General features: G+C 28.0%; 21 protein-coding genes. 4 read left to right on the top strand and 17 right to left on the bottom strand.

What is annotated here, in order from left to right:
* Window positions 1-52: 52 nt before the first annotated feature.
* The 9 genes from lpxD to rpsB form a co-directional block, all read right to left on the bottom strand.
* Complete coding sequence (gene lpxD / locus CDSE_RS01750) at window positions 53-1,144, bottom strand: UDP-3-O-(3-hydroxymyristoyl)glucosamine N-acyltransferase (RefSeq protein ID WP_041186257.1); 1,092 nt, start codon at window positions 1,142-1,144, stop codon at window positions 53-55.
* A 10-nt stretch (window positions 1,145-1,154) separates the two neighbouring features.
* On the bottom strand, window positions 1,155-1,685 hold the full coding sequence (locus tag CDSE_RS01745) for an OmpH/Skp family outer membrane protein (RefSeq protein WP_015396292.1): 531 nt from the start codon (window positions 1,683-1,685) through the stop codon (window positions 1,155-1,157).
* 44 nt (window positions 1,686-1,729) lie between these two features.
* Window positions 1,730-4,057, bottom strand: coding sequence for an outer membrane protein assembly factor BamA (bamA, locus tag CDSE_RS01740; protein WP_015396291.1), 2,328 nt, complete (start codon window positions 4,055-4,057; stop codon window positions 1,730-1,732).
* Window positions 4,058-4,585: 528 nt separating this feature from the next.
* The gene (locus CDSE_RS01735; RefSeq protein ID WP_015396290.1) at window positions 4,586-5,428 is read right to left on the bottom strand and encodes a phosphatidate cytidylyltransferase; all 843 of its coding nucleotides are present in this window, start codon (window positions 5,426-5,428) and stop codon (window positions 4,586-4,588) included.
* Entirely contained in the window at window positions 5,428-6,168 is a 741-nt protein-coding gene (gene uppS, locus CDSE_RS01730; protein WP_015396289.1) for a polyprenyl diphosphate synthase, read from the bottom strand. The genes CDSE_RS01735 and uppS overlap by 1 nt, the downstream gene beginning before the upstream one ends.
* Before the next feature lie 39 nt (window positions 6,169-6,207).
* On the bottom strand, window positions 6,208-6,768 hold the full coding sequence (gene frr / locus CDSE_RS01725; RefSeq protein ID WP_015396288.1) for a ribosome recycling factor: 561 nt from the start codon (window positions 6,766-6,768) through the stop codon (window positions 6,208-6,210).
* A gap of 12 nt (window positions 6,769-6,780) precedes the next feature.
* Window positions 6,781-7,497 (bottom strand): UMP kinase, encoded by a 717-nt coding sequence (pyrH, locus tag CDSE_RS01720; protein WP_015396287.1) that lies wholly within the window; start codon window positions 7,495-7,497, stop codon window positions 6,781-6,783.
* Between the two features lie 64 nt (window positions 7,498-7,561).
* Window positions 7,562-8,434, bottom strand: coding sequence for a translation elongation factor Ts (gene tsf / locus CDSE_RS01715; protein WP_041186212.1), 873 nt, complete (start codon window positions 8,432-8,434; stop codon window positions 7,562-7,564).
* A 38-nt stretch (window positions 8,435-8,472) separates the two neighbouring features.
* Window positions 8,473-9,210, bottom strand: a complete 738-nt coding sequence (rpsB, locus tag CDSE_RS01710) for a 30S ribosomal protein S2 (RefSeq protein WP_015396285.1) — start codon at window positions 9,208-9,210, stop codon at window positions 8,473-8,475.
* 344 nt (window positions 9,211-9,554) lie between these two features.
* Between rpsB and map the strand changes: the two genes are divergently transcribed.
* The 3 genes from map (at window position 9,555) to CDSE_RS01695 (ending at window position 11,910) form a co-directional block, all read left to right on the top strand.
* Window positions 9,555-10,358: a type I methionyl aminopeptidase gene (map, locus tag CDSE_RS01705; protein ID WP_015396284.1), complete on the top strand. Its 804-nt coding sequence runs from the start codon at window positions 9,555-9,557 to the stop codon at window positions 10,356-10,358.
* Between the two features lie 333 nt (window positions 10,359-10,691).
* Window positions 10,692-11,360, top strand: a complete 669-nt coding sequence (locus CDSE_RS01700) for a MarC family protein (protein WP_015396283.1) — start codon at window positions 10,692-10,694, stop codon at window positions 11,358-11,360.
* 70 nt (window positions 11,361-11,430) lie between these two features.
* Window positions 11,431-11,910 (top strand): disulfide bond formation protein B, encoded by a 480-nt coding sequence (locus CDSE_RS01695; RefSeq protein WP_015396282.1) that lies wholly within the window; start codon window positions 11,431-11,433, stop codon window positions 11,908-11,910.
* A gap of 75 nt (window positions 11,911-11,985) precedes the next feature.
* Here CDSE_RS01695 and purF read toward each other — a convergent pair whose 3' ends face one another.
* The 4 genes from purF to rph all read right to left on the bottom strand — a co-directional run bounded on the left by purF (window position 11,986) and on the right by rph (window position 16,433).
* Window positions 11,986-13,443, bottom strand: a complete 1,458-nt coding sequence (purF, locus tag CDSE_RS01690) for an amidophosphoribosyltransferase (RefSeq protein ID WP_015396281.1) — start codon at window positions 13,441-13,443, stop codon at window positions 11,986-11,988.
* A gap of 20 nt (window positions 13,444-13,463) precedes the next feature.
* Window positions 13,464-13,955: a CvpA family protein gene (locus tag CDSE_RS01685; protein ID WP_015396280.1), complete on the bottom strand. Its 492-nt coding sequence runs from the start codon at window positions 13,953-13,955 to the stop codon at window positions 13,464-13,466.
* A gap of 450 nt (window positions 13,956-14,405) precedes the next feature.
* The gene (gene folC, locus CDSE_RS01680) at window positions 14,406-15,695 is read right to left on the bottom strand and encodes a bifunctional tetrahydrofolate synthase/dihydrofolate synthase (protein WP_015396279.1); all 1,290 of its coding nucleotides are present in this window, start codon (window positions 15,693-15,695) and stop codon (window positions 14,406-14,408) included.
* 30 nt (window positions 15,696-15,725) lie between these two features.
* On the bottom strand, window positions 15,726-16,433 hold the full coding sequence (gene rph, locus CDSE_RS01675; RefSeq protein ID WP_041186211.1) for a ribonuclease PH: 708 nt from the start codon (window positions 16,431-16,433) through the stop codon (window positions 15,726-15,728).
* A gap of 99 nt (window positions 16,434-16,532) precedes the next feature.
* Between rph and CDSE_RS01670 the strand changes: the two genes are divergently transcribed.
* Window positions 16,533-17,435, top strand: a complete 903-nt coding sequence (locus CDSE_RS01670; RefSeq protein ID WP_015396277.1) for a YicC family protein — start codon at window positions 16,533-16,535, stop codon at window positions 17,433-17,435.
* A 57-nt stretch (window positions 17,436-17,492) separates the two neighbouring features.
* Here the strand turns inward: CDSE_RS01670 and purL are convergent, their stop codons facing one another.
* The 4 genes from purL to CDSE_RS01650 all read right to left on the bottom strand — a co-directional run bounded on the left by purL (window position 17,493) and on the right by CDSE_RS01650 (window position 24,531).
* The gene (purL, locus tag CDSE_RS01665) at window positions 17,493-21,461 is read right to left on the bottom strand and encodes a phosphoribosylformylglycinamidine synthase (protein WP_015396276.1); all 3,969 of its coding nucleotides are present in this window, start codon (window positions 21,459-21,461) and stop codon (window positions 17,493-17,495) included.
* Window positions 21,462-21,617: 156 nt separating this feature from the next.
* Window positions 21,618-22,457, bottom strand: a complete 840-nt coding sequence (locus CDSE_RS01660) for a PHP domain-containing protein (protein ID WP_015396275.1) — start codon at window positions 22,455-22,457, stop codon at window positions 21,618-21,620.
* A 132-nt stretch (window positions 22,458-22,589) separates the two neighbouring features.
* Complete coding sequence (locus CDSE_RS01655; RefSeq protein WP_015396274.1) at window positions 22,590-23,276, bottom strand: ABC transporter ATP-binding protein; 687 nt, start codon at window positions 23,274-23,276, stop codon at window positions 22,590-22,592.
* Window positions 23,266-24,531 (bottom strand): lipoprotein-releasing ABC transporter permease subunit, encoded by a 1,266-nt coding sequence (locus tag CDSE_RS01650; protein WP_041186210.1) that lies wholly within the window; start codon window positions 24,529-24,531, stop codon window positions 23,266-23,268. Before CDSE_RS01650 ends, CDSE_RS01655 begins: the two co-directional genes overlap by 11 nt.
* Window positions 24,532-24,738 lie beyond the last annotated feature (207 nt).

Here is a 24,738-nt window from a genome sequence, read left to right as displayed (position 1 = left end):
CTCCTATAAATTACAACACAATCCACTAAACACATAATAACTATTTAGTGGATTATGAAAATTTTATTTTTCTTCTTAAATTAGCTAAATGAGATATAACAGGAGCGTTACGTTGCCACTCTATATGTCTAGAAAAAGGATAAATACCAGTATATTTACCAGATTTAATAATATTAGATATAATAGTTGTACCACCAGATATATGCACATCATCAGATATATGTAAATGACCAGATATCATAGCTGCACCTCCTATAGTGCACCTTTTACCAATAAAAGTAGAACCAGCTATACCTACACACGCTGCAATTGCTGTATGTTCACCAATTGAAACATTATGACCTATCATCACTTGATTATCTATTTTTACACCATTCTCTATAAGAGTATTATCCAATGATCCTCTATCAACTGTAGTATTAGCTCCTATCTCTACATTATTTCCTATAATTACACTACCTAATTGCGGAATTTTACTCCATGAAACATTACTATTTCGTTTGTCTATGGCATATCCAAACCCATCAGCACCCAATACAACACCTGTATGTAAAATATTATTATCACCAATTAGAACATCTTTATATAATGTAACTCTAGGAAATAATTTACAATTCTTTCCTATAATAGATCCAGAACTTATAATAGAAGAAGCTTCTATTATACTACCTTCACCTATCTTTACATTAGAACCTATTACACAAAAAGGCCCTATTCTAACTCCCTCTGCAATATCAGCAGTAGGAGATATATGTGAAGATGAATCTATATATGATAAATTATCATTACCAGATGATTTAATTTTATCAAACCAAGTAGCAATTTTTGAATACAAAAGATATGGATTGTCAGACACAATAAAACATTTAATTTTTTTTAAATCTCTGTTTATTTGTTCTGTATAAAGATTCTCATGGACTATAACAACACCAGCATTACTAGATAATAGATCCTTTCTATACTTGTTATTTATAAAAAAACTAACATCATAAAAAGAAGCTGAAGATAAGCTAGATATACCTCTAATTAAAATATTATCCAGTTTACAATTAGTCTTTAAAGACCAATTGATACCATCAGATTTAATAGAATTTAATAATTCAGTAATAGATACAGCGTTTTGTTCATCTAAAATAATAGGCATAAAAACTGTTTTACCCATTCAAAATATTAATAATTTCTTCTGTTATATCAATACGAGGACTAACAGCTACTGCATCTTCAAAAATAATATCGTAATTATCTTGTTCTGCTATTCTTTTTATACATTCGTTAGCCAATAAAACAACTGCAGAAAATTCTTCATTCCTTCGTCTATTAAAATCCTCTTGAAAAGCCTGACGTTTACGTTGAAGATCAATATCTATCTTACTTAAATCTCTTTGTTTATTCATCTTATCTTTTTCTGATAAAACTAAAGAATCTTTTTCAAGTTGATTAATTCCTAAACGTAATTCTGATTCTAAAGAACGTAATTCTTCTTCACGTTTCTTGAATTCTAATTCAATTTTTAGTTGAGCATTTTTACCTGGATTAGAATCTTTTAAAATACTCTCAGTATTTACAAAACCAATTTTTATGTTTGAGTAAACATTAAAAGGAGCAAATAATAAAAAGATTGCAAAAAAACAAGAAAAATAAAATCTAATTTGTGCAACTTTTAAATAAAATAAATTGTAGAACATAATATATATATACTGTTAATAATAAAAAATAAATAGTTATTTAGCTAAAAACCAGTCCCAATTTGAAACTGTAATTTTTGGATATTATCTTCCTTAGAGTTATTTATGGGAATACCGTAAGAAATATTCATAAGACCAAGAGGTGACTGCCAAGATAATCCAATACCAACTGAAGAACGCCACCCACAATTATAAACATAATTATTATAAGATTTATTATGATGTTTTATTGTTTTTTTATCAGAAAAAACTTTTCCTAAATCACTAAATATAAAACATCTTAAAGATTTATCTCTACTACCGCCTGGAAAAGGAAAATAAATTTGTGCATTAGCAACCATTCTTACAGAACCACCTAAATACTCTCCAGTTTTTAAATCTTTAGGACCAACAGAAGATGGATAATAACCTCTAATTGTTCCTATTCCTCCTGCATAAATATTCTTTATTGCTGGATATTTTTTATTGCTATAGCTAAAACCATAGTCAAACATGCCATTTAAGGCCAAAACAATATTATCAATTTTAAAATAATGTTGATGTTGAGCGCTAAAGTTAAGATATCTCAAATTATAAGTTGATAAATCAAATAACAACTTAGTATACATACCACAACTTGGTGTCAATATAGAATCACGAGTATCTTGAGACCATCCAGAATTAAATATTATAGCATTAGTTCTATTACCATAATCATTAACAAATCTATGATAAATTGATGATGATTTTTTATAAAGAATTATTTTATTATTCTCAAATGAAGAACCTAAGAAAACCTTATTAATATCAGAAATAGGAAGACCAAAATTAGCCCCTATACCCATTGATCTTAATTTATAATTACCATTGTTATCTACAGGATTATTAGATTTATAATAAGAAGATAATACATTACTAATAGCATTTTTAGTAAAATAAGGATCATGATATGAAATGACAATATTATTACCAGCTTTACTTTTATTCAACTGCAATGATAAATCCGTTCCACTACCAAAAATATTATCTTCACTAATACTTGCTGATAATATAGATTTTTCAGAAGAACCATAACCAAAACTTAAATTTGCTATACCTGTTGGCTTTTCTATAATAGATACATCTATATCTATTAAATCTTCCGAGTTACTAAATTGCTGTAATTTAAAATCGACATTACCAAAAAAACCTAATTTTTCTATACGATCTTTGGATAATTTTATATCTTTATAATTATATAGAGAAGATTCTAATTGCTTCATCTCACGTCTTATAACTATATCCCTAGTTCGAGAATTACCAATAATTCTAACTTTGTTTATATAAGTTTTTACTCCAAGATCTACTTTAAAAATAATATTAGTTAGACAATCTAACTTTTCTTTTTTTGTAAGAATTGAAACATCTGCAAAAGCATATCCATAATTTCCTAATAATTCTTTAATATTTCTAGAAATTGAATTTAACTTATCTAATGAGAATGTATCTCCAGTTTTAATATTAATTAGATTTCTTATTTCTTTATCTAAACCATTCAAATTGCCAATTAGTTGAATATCATTAACTTTATACTTCTGACCTTCTTTTATAAATATATATACATATATAGAACTATTATCTTTAGAAAAATTAATTTGCTTACTCAAGACAGAAAAATCCATATAACCCAAATTCATATAAAATGTTTTTAAGTTATCAATATCATTATCAATCTTATCATGAATAAAATTATCAGTTTTTGTGTACCATGTTAATGGTCCAGATGATGTAGATTGAAATAAATTAAGTATTTCTTTTTTGGAAAAATTTTGATTTCCTATAATTTCTATAGATTTTATCTTAGAACATTTAGGTTCTTTTACAAAAAAATCTATCTTAACAAGATTATCAGATATATTTTTAATATGATAATCAACATAAACATTATTTAAACCTTTTGTTGAATAATGTTTTTTGATTTCTCTAACAACTCTATCTAAAGTTGATTTATTTAAAAACTCTCCAGTTAGCAAAGAATATTCATCAAATAAATTAAAGAAATAATTACTGTCAAATGATTTTACTCCTATGATATCTAAAGAATTAATAATAGGATTTTCTTTGAGATTAATATTAACTACATCATTACTTACAAGAATCTTTATATCTGCAAAACAACCTGTTTCGTATAACTTATTTATTGATTCTTTAATATTATTTTCATAAAAAACATCACCAAATTTAATTGGCAATAATTTAATTATATAATCTTGATGGGTATAAAAATTTCCATTAATAATAATATTCTTTAATACAAATGGTTCGAAGGAATAACTATAGCTTGAAAGACTAATTAGAAACAAAAAAAATATTCTTCTTAATTTTCTAAATAAATTAATTATATAAAAAAGCATTCCAAATAAACTCTTTAAGTAAAAGAAATCATCTCATATATAAATAAAACTATGGACAATAGATTAATATTAAATATAAATAGATATATCATATATATACATAAAATTGTTTTTAAGAAAAATATAACAATCATTATATTTTCAGATATAAAATCAATCTAAGAAATATTTTCATAAATCTAATATAAATATGTTCTTAAGAATCTTAATAAAAAATTACCCCAAAAATAAACTAATAAGTACAACTATACTATAAGTATAGTCTTAATATAACTCACATAATAATTAAAAATGTATTTTAAGAATGACATATAAATAATTATCTTATAAATAAGAGTTAGATAATTATTAGAGTATTTTCAAAAGATCATAAAAATGAATGTTATAAAAAACAAATTAAAAACCAGTAAATTCTATATTTATTAAGAAAGATTAATAAATAATTATAAATAAACAATAATATAAAAATCTATATTCAATCTTTTTTATCATAAAAAGAACTTTTCTAAATAGAAATATTTTATATTTTCACCCTATTACACCAGAAATCATTATAGCAATAGGTAAAAAAGGAATAATAGAATCTAATCTATCAAAAAAACCACCATGACCAGGAAGAAAATTACTAGAATCTTTTAAACTATAATTGCGCTTTAATAAAGATTCAAAAAGATCTCCAACTATAGAAGAGAAACATAATACAAAAAACAGAACCGAAGACACAAATAAAGAATATTTTTCTAAAATAAAACAAGCAAAACTTCCAGGTAAATAAGCACTTAATATAAACCATAAGAATGCAAAAAATAATCCAAATAAAGATCCTTCTATGGTTTTACCTGGACTAACTAATGGAGCTAATTTAACTTTACCTATTAATTTACCTGAAAAATAACCCAATATATCTATAATCCATACTGGTATCAATAAAGATAATAAAAACCAACTTCCATAAAAAACATAAAATAACACAACAGAAAACCAAACAGAAAGACATGCAGGTATAGAAAACAATGACCAGAATATCTTTTCAATATAGCAAAACCTACGAGCATATATTATAGAAATAGTAGCCACTAACAACCATATAGCACAAACTGTAAATAACAATATATAAAATACATCACTATACATAAGTATTTTATTAGAAAAAATAAACAAACAAGAAAATAATATAAATGATATAAAATACAAAATAAAATTATTAACAAACATAAAAATTGACATTCTGGTCCATTCTAAAAAAACCATGGATACAAGAAATGTAATTAATAAAATAAAATTACCTTTATTATCAGATAGTAAAGAGAAAGATAATATAAGTAATAGCAATAAGGCAGTTATAAATCTCTGTTTTAATAATTCAAACATTAACCTTTACACCCATCTAATAATTGTTCACTAGTTTTACCAAATCTTCTTTCTCTACTTTTATACCATTTAATTGCTTTCTCTAATTCTATTGTGTTAAAATCAGGCCAATACACATCAGTAAAATACAATTCAGAATATGCAAGTTGCCATATCAAAAAATTAGATAGACGACTCTCTCCTCCAGTTCTTATAAAAAGATCTGGATCAGGAGCCCATGACATAGAGAGATAACTAACAAATAAATCATAATCATTATCACAATTAGATAATATAGAAGAATTATTTTGATCTAAAATAGATCTAACAGCTTGTAATATATCCCAACGACCACCATAATTAGCTGCAATAGTAAGATGTAATTTATTATTGGCAGATGTTTTAGACACTGCTATCTTTATTAGGCTCTGAAGATAAGAATCAAAGGCTGTTATATCACCTATCACATGTAAACAAATACCTTCTGTGACTAAATAATTAATTTCTTTTTCTAAAACATTAACAAACAAATTCATTAAACTAGAAACTTCTTCTGCTGGTCTCTTCCAATTTTCAGAACTAAAAGCAAATAATGTCAAATAACTAACACCAATATCTTTACACTTATTTACTATACTAATAAGTGATCGAAGACCTTTTAAATGACCAGAACTTCTTGGTAAAAATTTACTACTAGCCCAACGACCATTACCATCCATAACAATAGCAATATGTTTTGGCAGTTCTAAGTTAATTGACATAATTCACATTAAATTGATTGTTTAAATCAGAAACAATATTTATATAATCATTATTTCCGACTCTTTATGAGAAATCATTTTATCTATTTCTGAGATTTTAGAATCAGTAACTTTTTGAATAGAATCTTGTATCTTTCTTTCTTCATTTTCTGATATTTCTTTTTCTTTTAACATCCTTTTGACTAAATCATTACATTCACGACGTATATTACGTACGGCTATTTTAGTTTCCTCACCTTCACTTTTTGAAATCTTTACAAGATCTCGGCGTCTTTCTTCTGTTAAAACAGGCATAGGAACTCTTATAGTATCTCCCATAGGTATAGGATTCAAACCAAGGTCTGACTCTCTAATAGATTTTTCTATATGGCCCAACATATTTTTTTCATAAGGAGTTACGCTAATAGTTCTTGCATCTATTAAACTAACATTAGCAACCTGACTAATCAAAGAAGGAGTTCCATAATAATCAATCTTTATATGATCAAGTATTCCTGTATGAGCACGTCCAGTACGAATCTTAGCTAAGTTTAATTTTAATACTTCGACAGACTTGCTCATTTTTAATTCAGCTGAATTATATATATTATCTATAACCATAAACGGCACCTTTTAAATATGTACTAAAGTTCCTTCATTTTCGCCATTTACAACTCTTCTAAAAGCATCAGTTTTGTATATGGAAAATACTTTTATAGGTAATTTTTGATCTCTACATAATGCAAAAGCTGTAGCATCCATAACCTCAATTCTACGAAGCATAACTTCATCAAAAGAAATACTAGAATACAAAACTGCTAAGGGGTCTTTTTTGGGATCTGAATTATATATTCCATCTACTTTAGTTGCTTTCAATACAATTTCAACTCCCATTTCAGCGCCTCGTAAAGCAGCAGCAGTATCAGTAGTAAAAAAAGGATTACCAGTACCAGCAGCAAATATGACAATTTTTCCTTCTTCAAGGTAACGCAAAGCTTTTGGTCTAATATAAGGCTCAACAACTTGGTCTATATTCAAAGCAGATTGAACTCTGGCATTAATACCTATACATTTTAAAGCATCTTGTAAAGCAAGAGCATTCATGATAGTAGCCATCATGCCCATATAATCAGCTGTTGCTCTATCCATACCCTGAGCCCCAGGAGCAACACCACGAAATATATTACCACCACCTATAACTATAGCTATTTCAATACCCAAATTAAATACTTTAACAATTTCCGTAGTTATATAAGATAAAGTTGTCCTATTAATACCAAAATTATCACTGCCCATTAAAGCCTCACCAGAAAGCTTTAACAACACTCTCTTGTATGGTTTATTGTTCATATGTGTGTATTTCCAAATTGCTAAGTTAAAACAATAAACCTAATACCATAAAAGCAAATTAAAATTAATTGGCTCTCATAGATGCTACCTCTGCAGCAAAATCAACATTCTTTTTCTCTATTCCTTCTCCTACAGAATAGCAGATAAAATCGTAAATAGATGACTTTGTTCCTTCCAACATCTGTTGAACTGTTTGTTTATCATTCTTTATAAATGGTTGAGATAATAAAGTAACCTCTTTTATAAATTTATTGATTGAGCCCTCTACCATTTTTTCAATTATTTCTTTAGATTTTCCAGAATTAGCGGCCTTTTCAGATGCAACTAGTTTTTCTGATTCTAAATCACTCTTATTAATACCTTCCACATTAATAGCCTTAGGTCTTGTGGCTGTAATATGCATAGCTATATCTTTTCCTACTGATAGATCTCCATCAAAATTTACCAAAACCCCAATCTTACCATTATGGTTATAACCAGCTACTTTATTATTCGAAGAGATTCTATTAAATCTACGTATTGAAATATTCTCTCCAATTTTACCAACTAAAAATGCTCTATATAACTCAACAGTTTTATCATCATAAGGAAGTGACAACAAAGAATCTATATCTTTAGGATTATTAACAGCAACAATCTTAGCTAAATTATTTACAAAATCAATAAAATCAATATTTTTTGCTACAAAATCTGTCTCACAATTAACTTCTATTAACGATCCTACATTTGAATCATCATTAATATACAAACCAATCAAACCATCTGCAGCAATACGAGAAGATACTTTGCTTGCTTTACTACCTAAACGTACTCTTAAAATTTCCTCAGCCCTAACAATATCACCTTCTGACTCAAGAAGAGCTTTCTTACATTCCATCATAGGAGCATCTGTTTTTAACCTCAGTTCCTTAACTAAAGCAGCACTAATATTAGACATAAAATATTCCATTCCAAATTAAATAAAAAAATATATTCCTATGCTTCTTCTACAAACTCTTCAGGTTCATTTTTTATAGCATTAACAATATTATCTAAATTTTTTTGACGACCTTCTAGTACTGCATTGGCAATTCCATTTGTGTAAAAGGATATAGCTTTAGCTGAATCATCGTTACCAGGAATAACATAATCAACTCCATCAGGAGAGTGATTAGTATCAACAACAGCAACAACTTTTATTCCTAAAGCTTTAGCTTCAGATATTGCTATTTTATGGTAACCAACATCGACAACAAATAAAATATCAGGCAATCCAGAAATATTTTTAATCCCACCAATAGATCTATTTAGTTTATCAAGCTCACGATGAAACAAAAGAGACTCTTTTTTAGTCATCTTATCAGTGTTACCACTCTCAACCTGATTTTCCATGTCTTTTAATCGTTTTATAGAAGCTTTAACAGTTTTAAAGTTAGTTAACATGCCACCAAGCCACCTATGATTTACATAAGGCATATTACATTTTACCGCTGCATCAGCAATGAATTCACGAGCAGCTCTTTTAGTTCCTACAAACAAGATGTTTTTATTAGAAGAGGAAGCATTCTTAATAAAATCCACAGCTTCTAGATATTTTTCTACCGTTTTTTCTAAATTAATAATATGGATTTTATTACGACGACCAAAGATATAAGAAGCCATCTTAGGATTCCAATAACGAGTTTGATGGCCAAAATGAACACCTGCTTCTAACATTTCACGCATGATAGACATGTAAAAATCTCCTAGGGTTAGTTTCTTACAACATATAAGCATCACATAAAAATGACACCCTGGATAATATGTTGTGCTATTACAAAGATAATATTATATACAAAAATTAGTAAAAATTGAGTAGATAATCGTCATAATTAATAATTATTTAAATAAAAATATTAAATTTAATAAAAATAGTTTTAATTAATAATTAATTTAACTTTAAAATTATAAGCTAATTTTTAAAAAATATTAATAATACTGTAAGATTAACAATTATATTTCAGTATATTAATTAATCTTACAGATTTTTACATATAAAAATTTATCCTTTAAACCTAAGAAAAATATTAAAATTACACATGGGAATAGTAACTAATCCAATTGATTTAGACAAAATGAGAGCAGCATGTCAAGATGCAGCAAAAATTCTTGATTTCATAGAGCCTCACATTGTACCAGGCATCACTACTAAGAAACTAGATGAACTTTGTTTTGATTATTTAACAGAAGAATTAAAAGTACAATCAGCTACTATAGGATATGCTCCTCCAGGATACCCGCCATTCACAGGATCAATATGTACTTCAGTAAATCATCAAGTATGTCATGGCATCCCTAATGATAAAATTCTAAAAAATGGAGATTCTCTTAATATAGATGTAACCATAGTTAAAGATGGTTGGTATGGTGACACAAGTAGAATGTATCATGTAGGAGAACCTAACATATTAGCCTTTAGATTATCTGAAGTCACTTATGAATGTATGTGGAAAGGCATTCAAAAAGTTCGTAATGGGGCAAGATTAGGTGATATAGGTTATGCGATACAAACTCATGCTGAATCTAATGGATTTTCAGTAGTACGTGAATACTGTGGACATGGAATAGGAAGAAATTTTCATGAGGATCCTCAAGTCTTACATTATGGAAAACCTAATACGGGTGATTTCTTAAAAACAGGAATGCTTATTACTATAGAACCTATGATAAATGCTGGTAGAAAAGAAATTAAGCATCTTGGAGATGGATGGACAGTTGTAACAAAAGATCATAGCATCTCAGCTCAATGGGAACATACTATATGTGTAACAAATGAAGGCTATGAAATTCTAACAATATCACCAAAAATGAAATCAACTCCAAATTTTATAAAAAATATTTAACAATAAGTTTTTTTTAATAATTTCCTGAATACTCTAATTGTGTTATCTTTACTAAAATAGTTGAATATATTATCAAAACGATAATATGAGTAGAATTTCTTAGGTTATATGAATAACAATTGCATTATTCACATAGTGATAGTGCACATAACATTAGGAGTATCTATATGATATAAAAGATAACGATACTCTGCTTAGTCAGGGATTAATTATCTATGAATACTTATTCAAATTATATAAATATAGCCAAATAAAACAGGCAATTAATCTATACTATGTATATTTAATTACATAAAACAAAACAAATTATTTTAATTTTTCTATAATATTATTATGTTAGATACCTCATTTCCATTAATAAAAAGTTTTTTATTTACATTGGCAACACTATTGCCATTTTTAAACCCTCCTGCCATTGCGCCAATATTTCTATCTATGACCGAAGGAGCTTCTCAAGAAATAAGAGTTATGCTAGCAAAAAAAGTAGCCATTAATGTTTCTATAATGTTAATATCAACTATGATAATAGGAAACGCTATATTAGCATTATTCGGAATCTCTCTACCTATAGTGAGAATAGGTGGTGGAGTTTTGATTATGTATAGCGCCTGGAATCTTGTCACAGCATCTGATGAAAAATCAAATGATTCATCACAGGACAACTCAATGTCTTTAGAAAAAGCGAATTCTAAATCTTTTTATCCTCTTACCTTTCCAGTAACTTTTGGTCCTGGTGCAATTGCTGGAGCAATCACTGTTGGAGTATCCATCTTAGATGAAAATTTTTCTAATGCATTACTAAAATTTTCAGGTGCTGTTCCTGCTATATTATTAGCCACGTTTACTCTTTATATTTGTATGAAGTTTGCTTCACAAATGCTAAATAAATTAGGTGAAAGTGGTACAGCAGTATTTATGAGATTGTCTGCATTTATTATGCTTTGCCTAGGAGTTCAAGTTTGCTGGGCAGGCGTGCAAGGATTGGTAAACACATTCTTATAAAAGATTATAATAATACAAACTACATAGAGATAAAGAAATCAATATCTCTATGTACTAAACAAAGACTACTATGAAACAGTATTTAGGTGACAAACTTTTTCTTTTCATATCAACTCTATGTATAATATCTTTAGGGGCAGCTTTAATATCCCAACATATTTTTGATATGCAACCATGTGCATGGTGCGTTGTACAAAGACTGCTATTCTTCTTTATAGGAATAATTTCATTCTTTGCTTACTTTATAAAAAACACTATGATATCCAAAATAGTAGCAGTTATAGTAGGAATCCTTAGTATCATGGGAATCATAGCAGCATTACTTCAGAATGCACTCCATTCTGAAAATTTATCATGTGTTATTACTCCTGCAGATAAGATCATTAGTAACACAGGATTTGATTCAGCAATGCCTTGGTTATTTAATATATACTCCTCTTGCGCAGATGATCCAGTTATTCTACTTGGAATAGAGTATTTTATTTGGAGTTTATCTTTGTTTGTAGTTTTAACTATAATCTCATTTTCAATTGCTCTAAGAAAGAACTAAATTAGAATTAATATAACAAAATAACTTAACAATCATCGATTGTGTTATTTTGTTATATTATTATATATAGATTTTTTAAGAAACTCTACTATTACTTAATTTAGATAAATATTCAGGATTAACATCTCCCGTTATATAAATCCCGTCAAAACAAGAAGCTTCAAAATTAGATAATGATGGTTTTATATCTCTAACAGCTTGTTTCATGTCATCTATATCTTGATAAATTAAATGATCTGCTCCTATAAATCTTCTTACCTCTTCATCACTTCTATTAGAAGCTACCAATTCATTTTGAGTTGGCATGTCTATACCATATACATTTTGATATCTAATTTGAGAAGCTGCAGATGCAAAATAAACCTTCTTGGCCCCAACAGATCTTGCCATTTCTACAATTTCTTTACTTGTTGTTCCTCTAACAATAGAATCATCTACCAGTAATACATTTTTATTTTTAAATTCCGACCCAATAGCATTTAATTTTTGCCTTACAGATTTTCTGCGCACTGCTTGTCCTGGCATGATAAATGTTCTACCAACATAACGATTCTTAATCAAACCTTCTTTATAGTTTAAATTTAAAGAATCTGCTAATTGCATAGCAGCCGGTCTGGAAGAATCAGGTATAGGTATAACCACATCAATATCACCAGAACTAATTTCCTTAGAAATTTTCTTAGCCAAATATTCTCCCATACGTAAACGTGTATCATATACAGATACTCCATCTATAAAAGAATCAGGTCTAGCAAAATAAATATATTCAAATATACAAGGAGTTAAAACACTCTCATTAGAACAAACTTTACTAAAAAAATTTCCATCTAAATCTATGAATACAGCTTCACCAGGAGCTACATCTCTTACAAACTTGAAACCATTACCTTCTAATGCTACAGACTCAGATGCAATCATCCATTCCACACCTTTATCTGTATCCTGACGACCTATACATAAAGGTCTGATTCCATATATATCACGAAAAGCGACCAAACCATAACCAGCTATTAATGATACAACAGCATATGCACCACGAACTTGTTTATGTAAATTAGCCACAGCTTTAAAAATTGCATTTTCATCTAAAGAAATACCATTCGATACAGAATGTAATTCGTGAGCAAATACATTTAATAACACCTCTGAATCGGAATTTGTATTTATATGTCGCTGATCTTTTTTATATAAAGCTTCTCTCAATTCTTTCCAGTTTGTTAAATTACCATTGTGAGCAAACATAATTCCAAATGGAGCATTAACATAAAATGGTTGTGCTTCATGTTCGCTATTATTAGAACCAGCTGTAGGATAACGAACTTGACCTATTCCTTGGAATCCAGGCAAAGAAAGCATGTTTTGAGTTTTAAAAACATCCCTTACAAGACCATGTGATTTATGAAGGTTAAACAAACCATTGTTTGCTGTTGCAATACCTGCAGCATCTTGACCTCTATGTTGTAAAAGTAAAAGACCATCATATAAAAGCTGATTAACCTGACTACGTCCAATAACACCAACAATTCCACACATAATTATTTTTCCTGAATAAATTAAGGAAGCCAATCTTTTAATTTGTAAGAATATGGTATATATAATTTAATATCCTCAATGAACATCATTATAGGATCTATAAAAATACCATTATTCCACCAATTTTCTTGAGACAAATTAATACAACAACAAAACAAAACTATTAATACAATTAAAAACATTCCTCGTAATAAGCCAAATATCATTCCAAGAAATCTATCTACATTAGCAATGCCAATTTGGCATATAAAATAAGATAACATGCTACTAACTAAAGAACAAAGAATTAAAGAAACTATAAAGGTGCTTATATAAGATATAGAATCTTTTATAAATAAAGATTCTATATGATTATTTAAATAACAACTAAAAATAGGAGCAAATAAAACTGCAACTACAAATGAAACCAAATAAGCAGATAAAGACAAAAACTCTTTTATAAAACCACGAAAAAACCCTATTAAGGAAGAAAGAAATAATATAATCAAAAAAATATAATCAAGAAAATTCACAGTTTTACACTAAATAGTTTTATAGAAAAATTAAATATATAGTTACTAGTTTTATCTGCATTCTTTTAAGAATTTAAAGAATATGTAAAAAATAATTTAAATATAATCTTCATTTTTTTATTTTCTTTATCACATGCTATTTATAACTATATTCAATAACGACTAATTTGTTTTAATAAAATATACTATTTCACTTTTTAAAACCTTCTTTTCTACTAACAATTCAGATTGTTAATATCTAAAAAAACAGCATCTCTAGAATAAAAGACATACCTTATTTATTGTTTTATATAATTTATTGTTTTAAAAATAAAAATATTTTCATTTATAACAACACATTTGCTATACACAAAAAAACAAATAATAATATTGATATAATCATTTGTTTCAAAATTATTATAAAAACACTATACAAACCATATTATGTAATTATTAACAATAACACATTGCTCATAAAATATGATGAATATTATTATAAATATCAGCAACAGTTGTGAATGAACCAAATACTATTATTCTATCTTGCTCACTAGCTTTACTTAAAACAGCACATAAGGCTTGATATGGACTACTAAAATCATATGTAATTACATCATTAGAATCAATAGTTTTATTTATAACATGTGATAGATCTGAAGCTTTTAATCCTCTTGAACCATATGTGCTAGCACAATACCAATAATCTATATTTATTGATGTTTTTTTAATTACGTCTATTAAATCTTTATCTTTAAGCATTCCTATAACAGCATATGTTTTAGAAAAACTACCCATAGCCTGCAAATTTTTTGAAAGAATGCTTGCTGCATGAGAATTATGAGCAACATCAATAATTATTGATGGGTTAGTTGATATTATCTGGAAACGACCAGGAACAAATGTTTTTTCAATTCCACTGCAAATATTTTTATATTGAACAGGTAAGTAATAATTTAACAAATCTAAAGCAGCCAAAGCAACAGAAGCATTTATAATTTGATTATCTCCAAAAATCTTTGGAAAAGGTAGTTTTTTAAATATATAATTAATACCAAAATATGACCATTCCCTGTTTGCTATATCAATTTCATATTGAAAGTCTTTATTTATTAAATATAAATTAGTATTTATTTCAGAAGCATGATTTAACAAAGAATCTGGTGGAGAGAAATCTCCACATATAGCAGGCTTATTACTTCTATATATAAAAGCTTTTTCTTTTGCAATAAAATCTCTTGTATCACCTAGCCATTCAATATGATCAATCCCAATATTAGTGACAATAGAACAATCTGCATCAATTATATTTACAGCATCTAATCTTCCTCCTAAACCTATTTCTAGTATTAGAACATCTAAATTATTTTTAGAAAAAATATTTAAAGCAGCCAACGTTGTAAACTCAAAATATGTCAATGATATTTTTCCACGGCATTTATCTACATAAGACAAGTTTTCTACAATTTCTTCATCTTCAACAGAATTACCATTAACTCGAATACGTTCATTAAACAAAACTATATGAGGTGAAGTATATAGACCAACAGCATAACCAGATTCCAATAAAAAAGACTCTAAGAATGCACATGTCGATCCTTTACCATTAGTGCCACCTATAATAAACTTAATAGCTTTGATACTAATATTCATAGCATCAGCAACAATTTTTATGCGATCTAAACTCAAGTCAATACTCTTAGGATGTATTGATTCTAAATAACTTAACCAAGAGTCTAATGAAGAAACAATATTAGGCTTCACAAAACACCTCAATAAATAATTGATTTTATCTTAATAATAAGAGATTAATTCTAAGATACCTTTCTCTGCAAGAGATAACATTAAATCCAATTTTCTTTTATCAAATGTTTTCTTCTCACTGGAAGATTGTATTTCAATAAAATTACCACTGTTACTCATAACAATATTCATGTCTACTTCACAATTTGAATCTTCTTCATAGTTCATGTCTAATAAAATATTATTATCAACAATACCAACAGAAATAGCTGCTATATTTTCAACAATAGGATTATTTATAATTGTATATTTTTTATTAAACCATGAAATTGCTTCAATAACAGCAATATAAGCACCAGTTATACTAATACATCTTGTTCCACCATCAGCTTGCAAAACATCACAATCTATTCTAATAGTATTATCTCCCAAAAAACTCAAATCAAATGCTGATCTTAAACTACGACCAATAAATCTTTGTATCTCTTGAGTTCTAGCATTCTGTTTGCCTACTACTGACTCTCTACTAACTCTAGAATTAGTTGATCCAGGCAACATACTATATTCAGCTGTTAACCATCCTTTTCTTTGACCTTTTATAAAATCAGGAACTCCTTCTACAATATTAGCAGTACAAAGAACAATAGTATTTCCTATACTTATTAGAACAGATCCTTGTGAATTATTAGTAAAATGTCTATCTATCTTAACAGGGCGAATCTCATCAAATGATCTTCCACAAGGACGAACAATACTCATATATAAACCCATCCTATAAATAAAGTCACCATATAGTCTAATAAAAAATTATAATAGACTAAAATATTTTAAAAAACATAATATAAAGTGATTACAGATATGCATAGTATGACAGGTTTTGGGAGCTCACAAATAAAAATTAATGAGAACGAAACATTATTCATAGAAATACGTAGTTTAAATAGCAGATTTCTAGATATCAAAATAAACATTCCAGAAACATATAGCCATATTGAGAAACAAATTAGAAGCTCTATTACAGAAAATATTTTAAGAGGAAAAATAGAAGTAAAAATAGGCCACAAAAGAAATAAATTAGATAATGATTTTGAAAAATTCATAAAAAAAATTAATAATCATCTAAATTACATCAAACAAAATATACCCAATACCTCACCACCAAACTCTTCAGAGATTATCAATATTTTTTATAAAAATAAAGATCAATTATTATATGAAAATATGGAAATAAATGAAAACATCATAAACTCAGCAATAATTGAAGCAATAAATAACTTGCAAAAAGATAGAATCAGAGAAGGATCACATCTTTCTAAAATCATAAAAAAATATGTTGAGGATATAAGCACCATAATAAAAAAAATAGAATTATATATTGATGAAGATGTATCAAAATACCAAGAAAAGCTTTCTAAAAAAATAGAAAATAATATTAATGAGTTATTTCCTAACGGATTAACCACTATAAGTAGCATAGAAATAAAAGAAAGAATATTTAAAGAATCTTCTGTAAATGCATTAAAAACTGATATTTCAGAAGAATTAGATAGATTAAGAATACATTTACAAGAAATTCTCAATATTACTCATTTAAAAAATGAAACAATTATTGGTAAAAAAATAGAATACTTAACCCAAGAGATGGGTAGAGAAATAAACACATTAGGTTCTAAATCAACAAATATAAAAATATCACACTATGCTATAGATATAAAATTGATTATAGAAAAAATAAGAGAACAATCCCAAAACATAGAATAAATACTGATGTATCAGAAATATTTTTATGTCTGATACTATCAGTATTTAATAATTTGATTAAGAAAGCCAAGTTCTAGCATTTTTAAAAAAATACATCCAAGGACTATGATCACTATGATCAAGCCAGCTAGAAGGAGCCCATGAAAACATAATATTACGCGATACTCTTTCAGGATGAGGCATCATAACTGTAACTCTACCATCATCTGTAGTAACAGCTGTTATACCAGAAGGACTACCATTAGGATTCATTGGATATGATTCTGTAATATTACCTCTATTATCTACAAAACGAGCTGCAGTACAAACAAGATCTATATTTCCAAATTGAGAAAAATCAGCATAACCTTCACCATGAGCAACTACTATAGGAATTCTTGATCCAGTCATTCCTTGAAAAAAAATAGAAGGCGAAGGAGAAATTTCTACCATTGACAAACGAGATTCATATTTTTCTGATTTGTTACGAGTAAATCTAGGCCAATGATCTGCTCCAGGAATAATAGAAGATAAAGCAGTCATCATTTGACATCCATTACATACCCCAAGAGAGAAAGTATTTTTATTAGAAAAGAAAGAAGAAAATTGATCACGTAATAAATTATTAAAAAGAATACTACGAGCCCAACCTTCACCTGCCCCTAAAACATCGCCATAACTAAAACCACCAACAGCAACTAACCCATTCATATCAGAAAGATCTACTTTTTTATTTAGCAAATCAGTCATATGAACATCTATCGCTGTAAATCCAACCTGATCAAAAGCCCAAGCCATTTCAACATGACTATTACATCCTTGTTCTCTCAATATAGCTACTTTAGGACGTATCTTTTTATTAATATATGGTGCAACAACATCACTATCTTTCATAAAATCAAAAGATAGAAACGGATTTAATCCAGGATCTTCTTTGTCATTCCATAAATCTAATTCTTCCTTAGAACACTCAGGATTATCTCTCAAAGAAGAAATTCTATAACCGACATCACTCCATTTTAAACCTAAATCTGAACGATCTTTTTTCCATATAATCTTATTCTTGTAATTTATATCAAAACTATCATCTTTATTTATAGAACCTAACAAATAAGAATTAGAAGATATATTAAAATCTGAAAGACAATTCATTACATCATTATATAAGTCACTAGGAATCTGAATAACAGCCCCTAATTCTTCAGAAAATAATAATCTAAGAATACTTTCATCACTGTTAGAAGTAATCAAATCATCTAGATTAATAGAAACACCAATATGTCCAGCAAAAGACATCTCAGCAATAGTAGTAAACAAACCTCCATCTGATCTATCATGATATGCTAGAATCATATTCTTATCAGCAAGAGATCTTATAGCATAAAAAAAGTCTTTTAACTTTAAAGGATCATCTATATCAGGAACTTCATTACCAAATTGATTATAAACTTGAGCTAAAATAGAACCACCTAAACGATTTTTAGCAAAACCCAGATCTATATATATTAATTTAGTATTAAAATCTTTCTTTAATTGAGGAGTTAGAGTTTTCCTAACATCAGTAACAGGAGAAAAAGCAGAAACAATTAATGAAACTGGTGAAACAACATGCAAATTATCATCAGTTATAGTTTTCATAGATAAAGAATCTTTACCAACAGGTATGGAAAGTCCTATTTTTTTACAAAAATTACTAGCGGATGATACAGCATCATATAAACTGGCATCTTGTCCATCATCACCACAAGAAGCCATCCAATTTGCAGATAATTTTATATCATCTATATTTTTAACATCAGCAGCAACTAAATTAGTTAATGACTCAGAAATAGATAAACGCACAGAAGCAGAAGAATTAACAATTGCTATAGGAGAACGCTCCCCTATAGCAATTGCCTCACCAGAAAAACAATCATAGCTTCCCAATGTAACTGCACAATCAGAAACAGGAATTTGCCAAGGACCAATCATTTGATCTCTAGCTACTAATCCACCAACAGAACGATCCCCTATATTAATCAAGAATGATTTATTAGCCACAGTAGGATGACTCAATACTCTAGATATAGCATCATCCAAAACAACATTCTGAATATTTAAAGAATCACTTTTATACAAGGAATGTTTAACATTTTTTATTAGACGAGGTGGTTTACCAAGAATAATATTCAAAGGCAAATCAATTGGATTATTTTGCTTAATATCTTTCTTTATATTTAAAAGACTATCAATACTAGAATGACTATTTCCTTCTAATAAATACAAATGTCGATCATTAATCGCAACCCCTATTATACTATAAGGGCAACGTTCTCTAGCAGCTATAATGCCAAATTTTTCTAAATTTTCAGGCAGAATAGCTAACACGTACCTCTCTTGAGACTCATTAGTCCAAATTTCAGCAGGAGACATACCATTCTCTTCTACTGGTATTCTATTTAAATCAAATACACCACCCATTCTAGAATCATTAATTAGTTCTGGAAAAGCATTTGACAACCCCCCTGCACCAACATCATGAATTGACAATATTGGATTATTTTCCCCTTGTTGCCAACAACGATCAATAACTTCCTGAGCTCTTCTCTCAATTTCAGGATTAGCTCTTTGAACAGAATTAAAATCCAATTTCTCAATATTAGCACCTATAGAAATACTAGATGCTGCACCACCACCCATACCAATACGAAAACCAGGACCTCCCAATTGCAACAATAGAGCTCCTTCAGGAATGCTTTTCTTATGGGTTAAATTTGCATCTATTATCCCCAATCCACCTGCTAACATAATTGGTTTATGATACCCCCAATGCACATTGCCTATAGTCTGCTCAAATGATCTAAAATAACCAAGAATATTTGGTCGTCCAAATTCGTTATTAAAAGATGCTCCTCCTAAAGGAGCATCTATCATTATAGACAATGGGCTAGATATACGACTCGGAATTTTATAAAAATCTTCTTCCCATGGCTGTATCAAATCATTAAATCTCAAATGAGAAACAGTAAAACCAGTAAGACCAGCTTTAGGCTTAGATCCTCGTCCAGTTGCTCCTTCATCTCTTATTTCACCACCGGCTCCAGTAGAAGATCCTTGAAATGGAGAAATAGCTGTTGGATGATTATGAGTTTCAACCTTCATAATATTGTGCAACATAGTTTGAGACTTGCTATATACAAACTTGTTTTCTGCAGATGAATAAGATGATCTAAAATTATTTAAATTTCTACCTTCCATAATTGCAGAATTATCAGAATAAGCAACAATAGTCCCTTTTGGTTGATTATTATGAGTGTCTTTAATCATTTCAAACAAGGTCTTTTCTTGTTCTTTATTGTCTATGGACCACTTTGCATTAAAAATCTTATGTCTGCAATGCTCACTATTAGCTTGAGCAAACATTATAAGCTCAACATCCGTTGGATCTCTTTTTAAATCACAAAATGATTTTTCCAAATAATCAATTTCATCTTCAGACAAAGCCAATCCAAGGTCTTTATTTGCTTTATCTAAAGAAACACGACCCTCTTTCATAAGAGGTACTGTACTCATAGCATTCCTAATACTATAGGAAAACAATTCTTCAAAATTAAAATCAGAATCGACAACAGTTTCTGTCATTCTATCATGCACACAATCCAATAATATTTTTAAATCCTCATCAGAAATACTAGACAAATCATTTTTAAATGAGAAGATATAACGAATTCCTCTTTCTATACGCCTTACAGAATTTAAACCACAATTATGAGCAATATCAGTTGCTTTACTAGACCATGGTGAAACTGTTCCTAAACGTGGTAAAACTAATAATTCTAATTTATAACCATCTAAACTTTCTATAGAATATTTAGAACCATACTCTAATAATTTTGATAATAAATTATTATTGCTTTCTGACAAATGTTCATTTGTCAGAATAAAATGCTCATAGTGAGCATTTATATTTGATACTTCAACTCCTAAAAGATTTAATTTAGATAATAAGTTTTGACGACGAAAATCAGAAATGGCTGATGAACCTGATAAATTTTGAACTATTAGCACGATATAAATCTTACCTTGGAAATAAAATTAAATAATATTATTTAATGTAATTAAACCAATAAATATTTCTTTTATTCTAACACGTAATTAATAAACATGATTTATAAAAATTAAGAAATATTTTTAATCATACAATGAAATAGTTACAAAAAAACATCAGCTATCCCACCATGCTTTTTTAAGATTATTGGGAATACTAGAATATTTTTCTAAAGTCATTAAATCATCTTTATGTGAGTGAAAATCTGAACCATACGAAATCAAAAAATTATATCTAGTAATTAGATCCATAGTTAATTTATAATTGTGTTTATTAGCCATCAAAGGAAATTCTATACCGTCCCCACCCAACTTAGAAAATTGATTCATCAATGTATAAAGATCATTGTTAGTAAACATATACTTAAATGGATGGGCTATAAATGCCTTACCACCTGAAGATTTAATTGAAAATATCACTTGATCTATAGAAGGATATTTAGTATTTATATTTCCAACTTTTTTATCAGATAAATATTTAGAAAAAGCTTGTTTGATATTTTTACAATAACCCTTAAAAACTAAAAATCTAGCAAAATTCATCCTTCCAATAAAATTACATACCTTTAAATGAGATAAAATAAAATCAACTGAACCAACAAAACCTAAACTGTCTAAATATTTACTAATTAAAAAAGCTCTCTCTTCTCTTAAATTTCTATTTTTTTCCAAAAGATTAAGCAATAATGTATTTTTATAATCAATATTTAAACCTAGTATATGTATAACTTTATCATTCCATGTGGATGAAATTTCCACACCATTGATAAAAAATAAATTTAGATTTTTAGACTCAGACTCCGCCCTTAATAATCCTTCAGTAGTATCGTGATCAGTTAATGACCAGATTTTTATTCGACGTTCAAATACCTCATGTGCTAATTCCTCAGGAGACAAAAGTCCATCAGAAATATTAGAATGACAATGTAAATCTATTAAAATGTTGGAGTAACTCAATTCATTAACCGGGAAATTTATAAAAATAAATAATAAAAACAAAAGATTATTTTATCGATTTAATTTTTTCTTTTCTTTACTTGCTCAATCACCAATCTAAATAAAAAATAATTATATTTACTTTTATAAAATTTAATATTCTAACAAAGTACCATGTTCTAAAATTAACTTTCTATCTGCTATAGAAATTAGATCAGAATCATGTGTTGCTATAAGAAAACTAGAACCAAAATTGCTTCTTAATTGTGTAAATAAATCAAACATTTTATATGCATTTACCTTGTCTAAACTACCTGTAGGTTCATCAGCCAACACACAATCAGGTTTAGTTACCATTGAACGTGCTATAGCTACTCTTTGGCGCTCTCCTCCAGATAGAGTATAAGGCATCCTATTTTCTTTATCTGACAACCCTACTAAATCCAATATTATTTTAGCCTCATAACGCGCCTGTATAAATGAATTTCTTCTTATAATTAATGGCATAGAAACATTATCTAATACTGACAAATCTGGCAATAAATGATGAAACTGATATATAAAACCTAGGTTAACATTACGTAAAATACTTTTTTGTTTTTCTGATAAATTTACTGTATTTAATCCTTGAATAATTACAGATCCTGATGACGGAACATCTAATAACCCTAATATATGTAATAAAGTACTCTTACCAGAACCAGATGAACCAACAACAACTACTATTTCAGATTTATTAATACAAAGATTAACCCCGTTAAGAATATTAATAGAATTATTATTATCATCTATATAAGTTTTACAAATATTATCAGCTTTTAATACTATATTATCTAACATGATTTAAAACTTGTGCTGGTGAAAATTTCAATGCTCTAATAGTAGGATATATAGTAGAAATTAAAGACATACATATAGACATAACAGAAATTTTTAAAACTTCTGTGTAATTGATATCATGTGGTAATTTATCTATAAAGTAAGCATCTCTAGGTAATAAATTTATTTGGAATATATTCTCAATAAAAGAAACTATTTGATCAACATTGTTTGAAACAACAACCCCAAACAATACCCCAACAACAGTTCCAATAAAACCTATAAATAATCCATTCAATAGAAAAATCATTAAAATATTAATAGATCTAGCACCAAATGTCCTCAATATAGATATTTCATATTTTTTCTCAGTAACCAACATGACCAAAGAAGAAAATAAATTAAATGTTGCAACAGCTATAATAATACTCAAGATCAAGAACATCATTCGTTTTTCTGTTTGAACTGCATCAAACCAAAATTTATTAGTACTGGACCAATCTTCTATATTAAAATAATAAGGCAAATTGTTTTTTAGATAAGATGATGTAATAGGAGCTAAACTAACATCATACAAACTAATACGAATACCATTTTTTGCATTATCTATAAATAACTTACTTGCATCATTAATACTTATATATACAACATTAGAATCATATTCATAATATCCAGATGAAAATATTCCTTCTATTTTAAATTTTTTTAAACGAGGAGTAAATCCAGATAAATTACTAGAGAAACAAGGAACTACAAGAAAAATTGTATCTCCAACATTTATATCCATCATTTTTGATAATTCAGATCCTATAATAGTATTAAAACATCCATCTTTTAGGTTATGAAAATCACCAGATAATAAACTCTTATCTAAACAATAAGCATCAATAAAATTACTATTAATACCTTGTACCTGTACTCCTATTAATCTTGATTCTTTTAAAATCATAGCCTGGGAATTCAAGAATGGAACTGAGCTTTTTATATTATCATCATGTAATATAAAATCGCTAAACTTTTGATATTCATTATGGAAATCACTATAATCTAGACCTGGAATCGACAATTCGATATGTGGAACTACTGCAAGCATTCTATTTCTAACTTCTTTCTGGAAACCATTCATAACTGAGAGAACAACTATCAAAGATGCAACTCCAATTGCAATTCCAAGGACAGAAGTTATAGTAATAAAAGAAAGAAACTTATCACGCTTCCTATTTCTAAAACTTAATATTCCACTATATTTAATAGCCAACCAAAATTCATAAAACATCATTAATACGCTTTTTACGATGACAACCAATAATATAAATGAATAATTTCCTAAATAGATATAAAATTGTACAATATTTCATTTAGTATAATACATATTGATACAAATAAAATGTTTATTGTTATTCCAAACTTTATCCCACCAAAAGAATTTAAAATCAACATACATGAACTAATAATTAAACAAACTAGCTACATCCATAAATGG

The organism is Candidatus Kinetoplastibacterium desouzaii TCC079E, assembly GCF_000340795.1.
Classification (GTDB): Bacteria; Pseudomonadota; Gammaproteobacteria; order Burkholderiales; family Burkholderiaceae_B; genus Kinetoplastidibacterium; species Kinetoplastidibacterium desouzai.
This window is presented reverse-complemented; position numbering and strand designations above follow the sequence as displayed.

Excerpts from the sequence above, each read along its gene's own strand:
- CDSE_RS01655 (WP_015396274.1), bottom strand. The coding sequence starts at position 23,276 with ATGTTAGATAATATAGTATTAAAAGCTGATAATATTTGTAAAACTTAT.
- CDSE_RS01670 (WP_015396277.1), top strand. The coding sequence starts at position 16,533 with ATGCATAGTATGACAGGTTTTGGGAGCTCACAAATAAAAATTAATGAG.
- purF (WP_015396281.1), bottom strand. The coding sequence starts at position 13,443 with ATGTGTGGAATTGTTGGTGTTATTGGACGTAGTCAGGTTAATCAGCTT.
- frr (WP_015396288.1), bottom strand. The coding sequence starts at position 6,768 with ATGGTTATAGATAATATATATAATTCAGCTGAATTAAAAATGAGCAAG.
- map (WP_015396284.1), top strand. The coding sequence starts at position 9,555 with ATGGGAATAGTAACTAATCCAATTGATTTAGACAAAATGAGAGCAGCA.
- CDSE_RS01745 (WP_015396292.1), bottom strand. The coding sequence starts at position 1,685 with ATGTTCTACAATTTATTTTATTTAAAAGTTGCACAAATTAGATTTTAT.
- pyrH (WP_015396287.1), bottom strand. The coding sequence starts at position 7,497 with ATGAACAATAAACCATACAAGAGAGTGTTGTTAAAGCTTTCTGGTGAG.
- CDSE_RS01700 (WP_015396283.1), top strand. The coding sequence starts at position 10,692 with ATGTTAGATACCTCATTTCCATTAATAAAAAGTTTTTTATTTACATTG.
- bamA (WP_015396291.1), bottom strand. The coding sequence starts at position 4,057 with ATGCTTTTTTATATAATTAATTTATTTAGAAAATTAAGAAGAATATTT.
- uppS (WP_015396289.1), bottom strand. The coding sequence starts at position 6,168 with ATGTCAATTAACTTAGAACTGCCAAAACATATTGCTATTGTTATGGAT.
- lpxD (WP_041186257.1), bottom strand. The coding sequence starts at position 1,144 with ATGCCTATTATTTTAGATGAACAAAACGCTGTATCTATTACTGAATTA.
- tsf (WP_041186212.1), bottom strand. The coding sequence starts at position 8,434 with ATGTCTAATATTAGTGCTGCTTTAGTTAAGGAACTGAGGTTAAAAACA.
- rph (WP_041186211.1), bottom strand. The coding sequence starts at position 16,433 with ATGAGTATTGTTCGTCCTTGTGGAAGATCATTTGATGAGATTCGCCCT.
- CDSE_RS01735 (WP_015396290.1), bottom strand. The coding sequence starts at position 5,428 with ATGTTTGAATTATTAAAACAGAGATTTATAACTGCCTTATTGCTATTA.
- CDSE_RS01650 (WP_041186210.1), bottom strand. The coding sequence starts at position 24,531 with ATGTTTTATGAATTTTGGTTGGCTATTAAATATAGTGGAATATTAAGT.
- CDSE_RS01695 (WP_015396282.1), top strand. The coding sequence starts at position 11,431 with ATGAAACAGTATTTAGGTGACAAACTTTTTCTTTTCATATCAACTCTA.
- rpsB (WP_015396285.1), bottom strand. The coding sequence starts at position 9,210 with ATGTCTATCATGCGTGAAATGTTAGAAGCAGGTGTTCATTTTGGCCAT.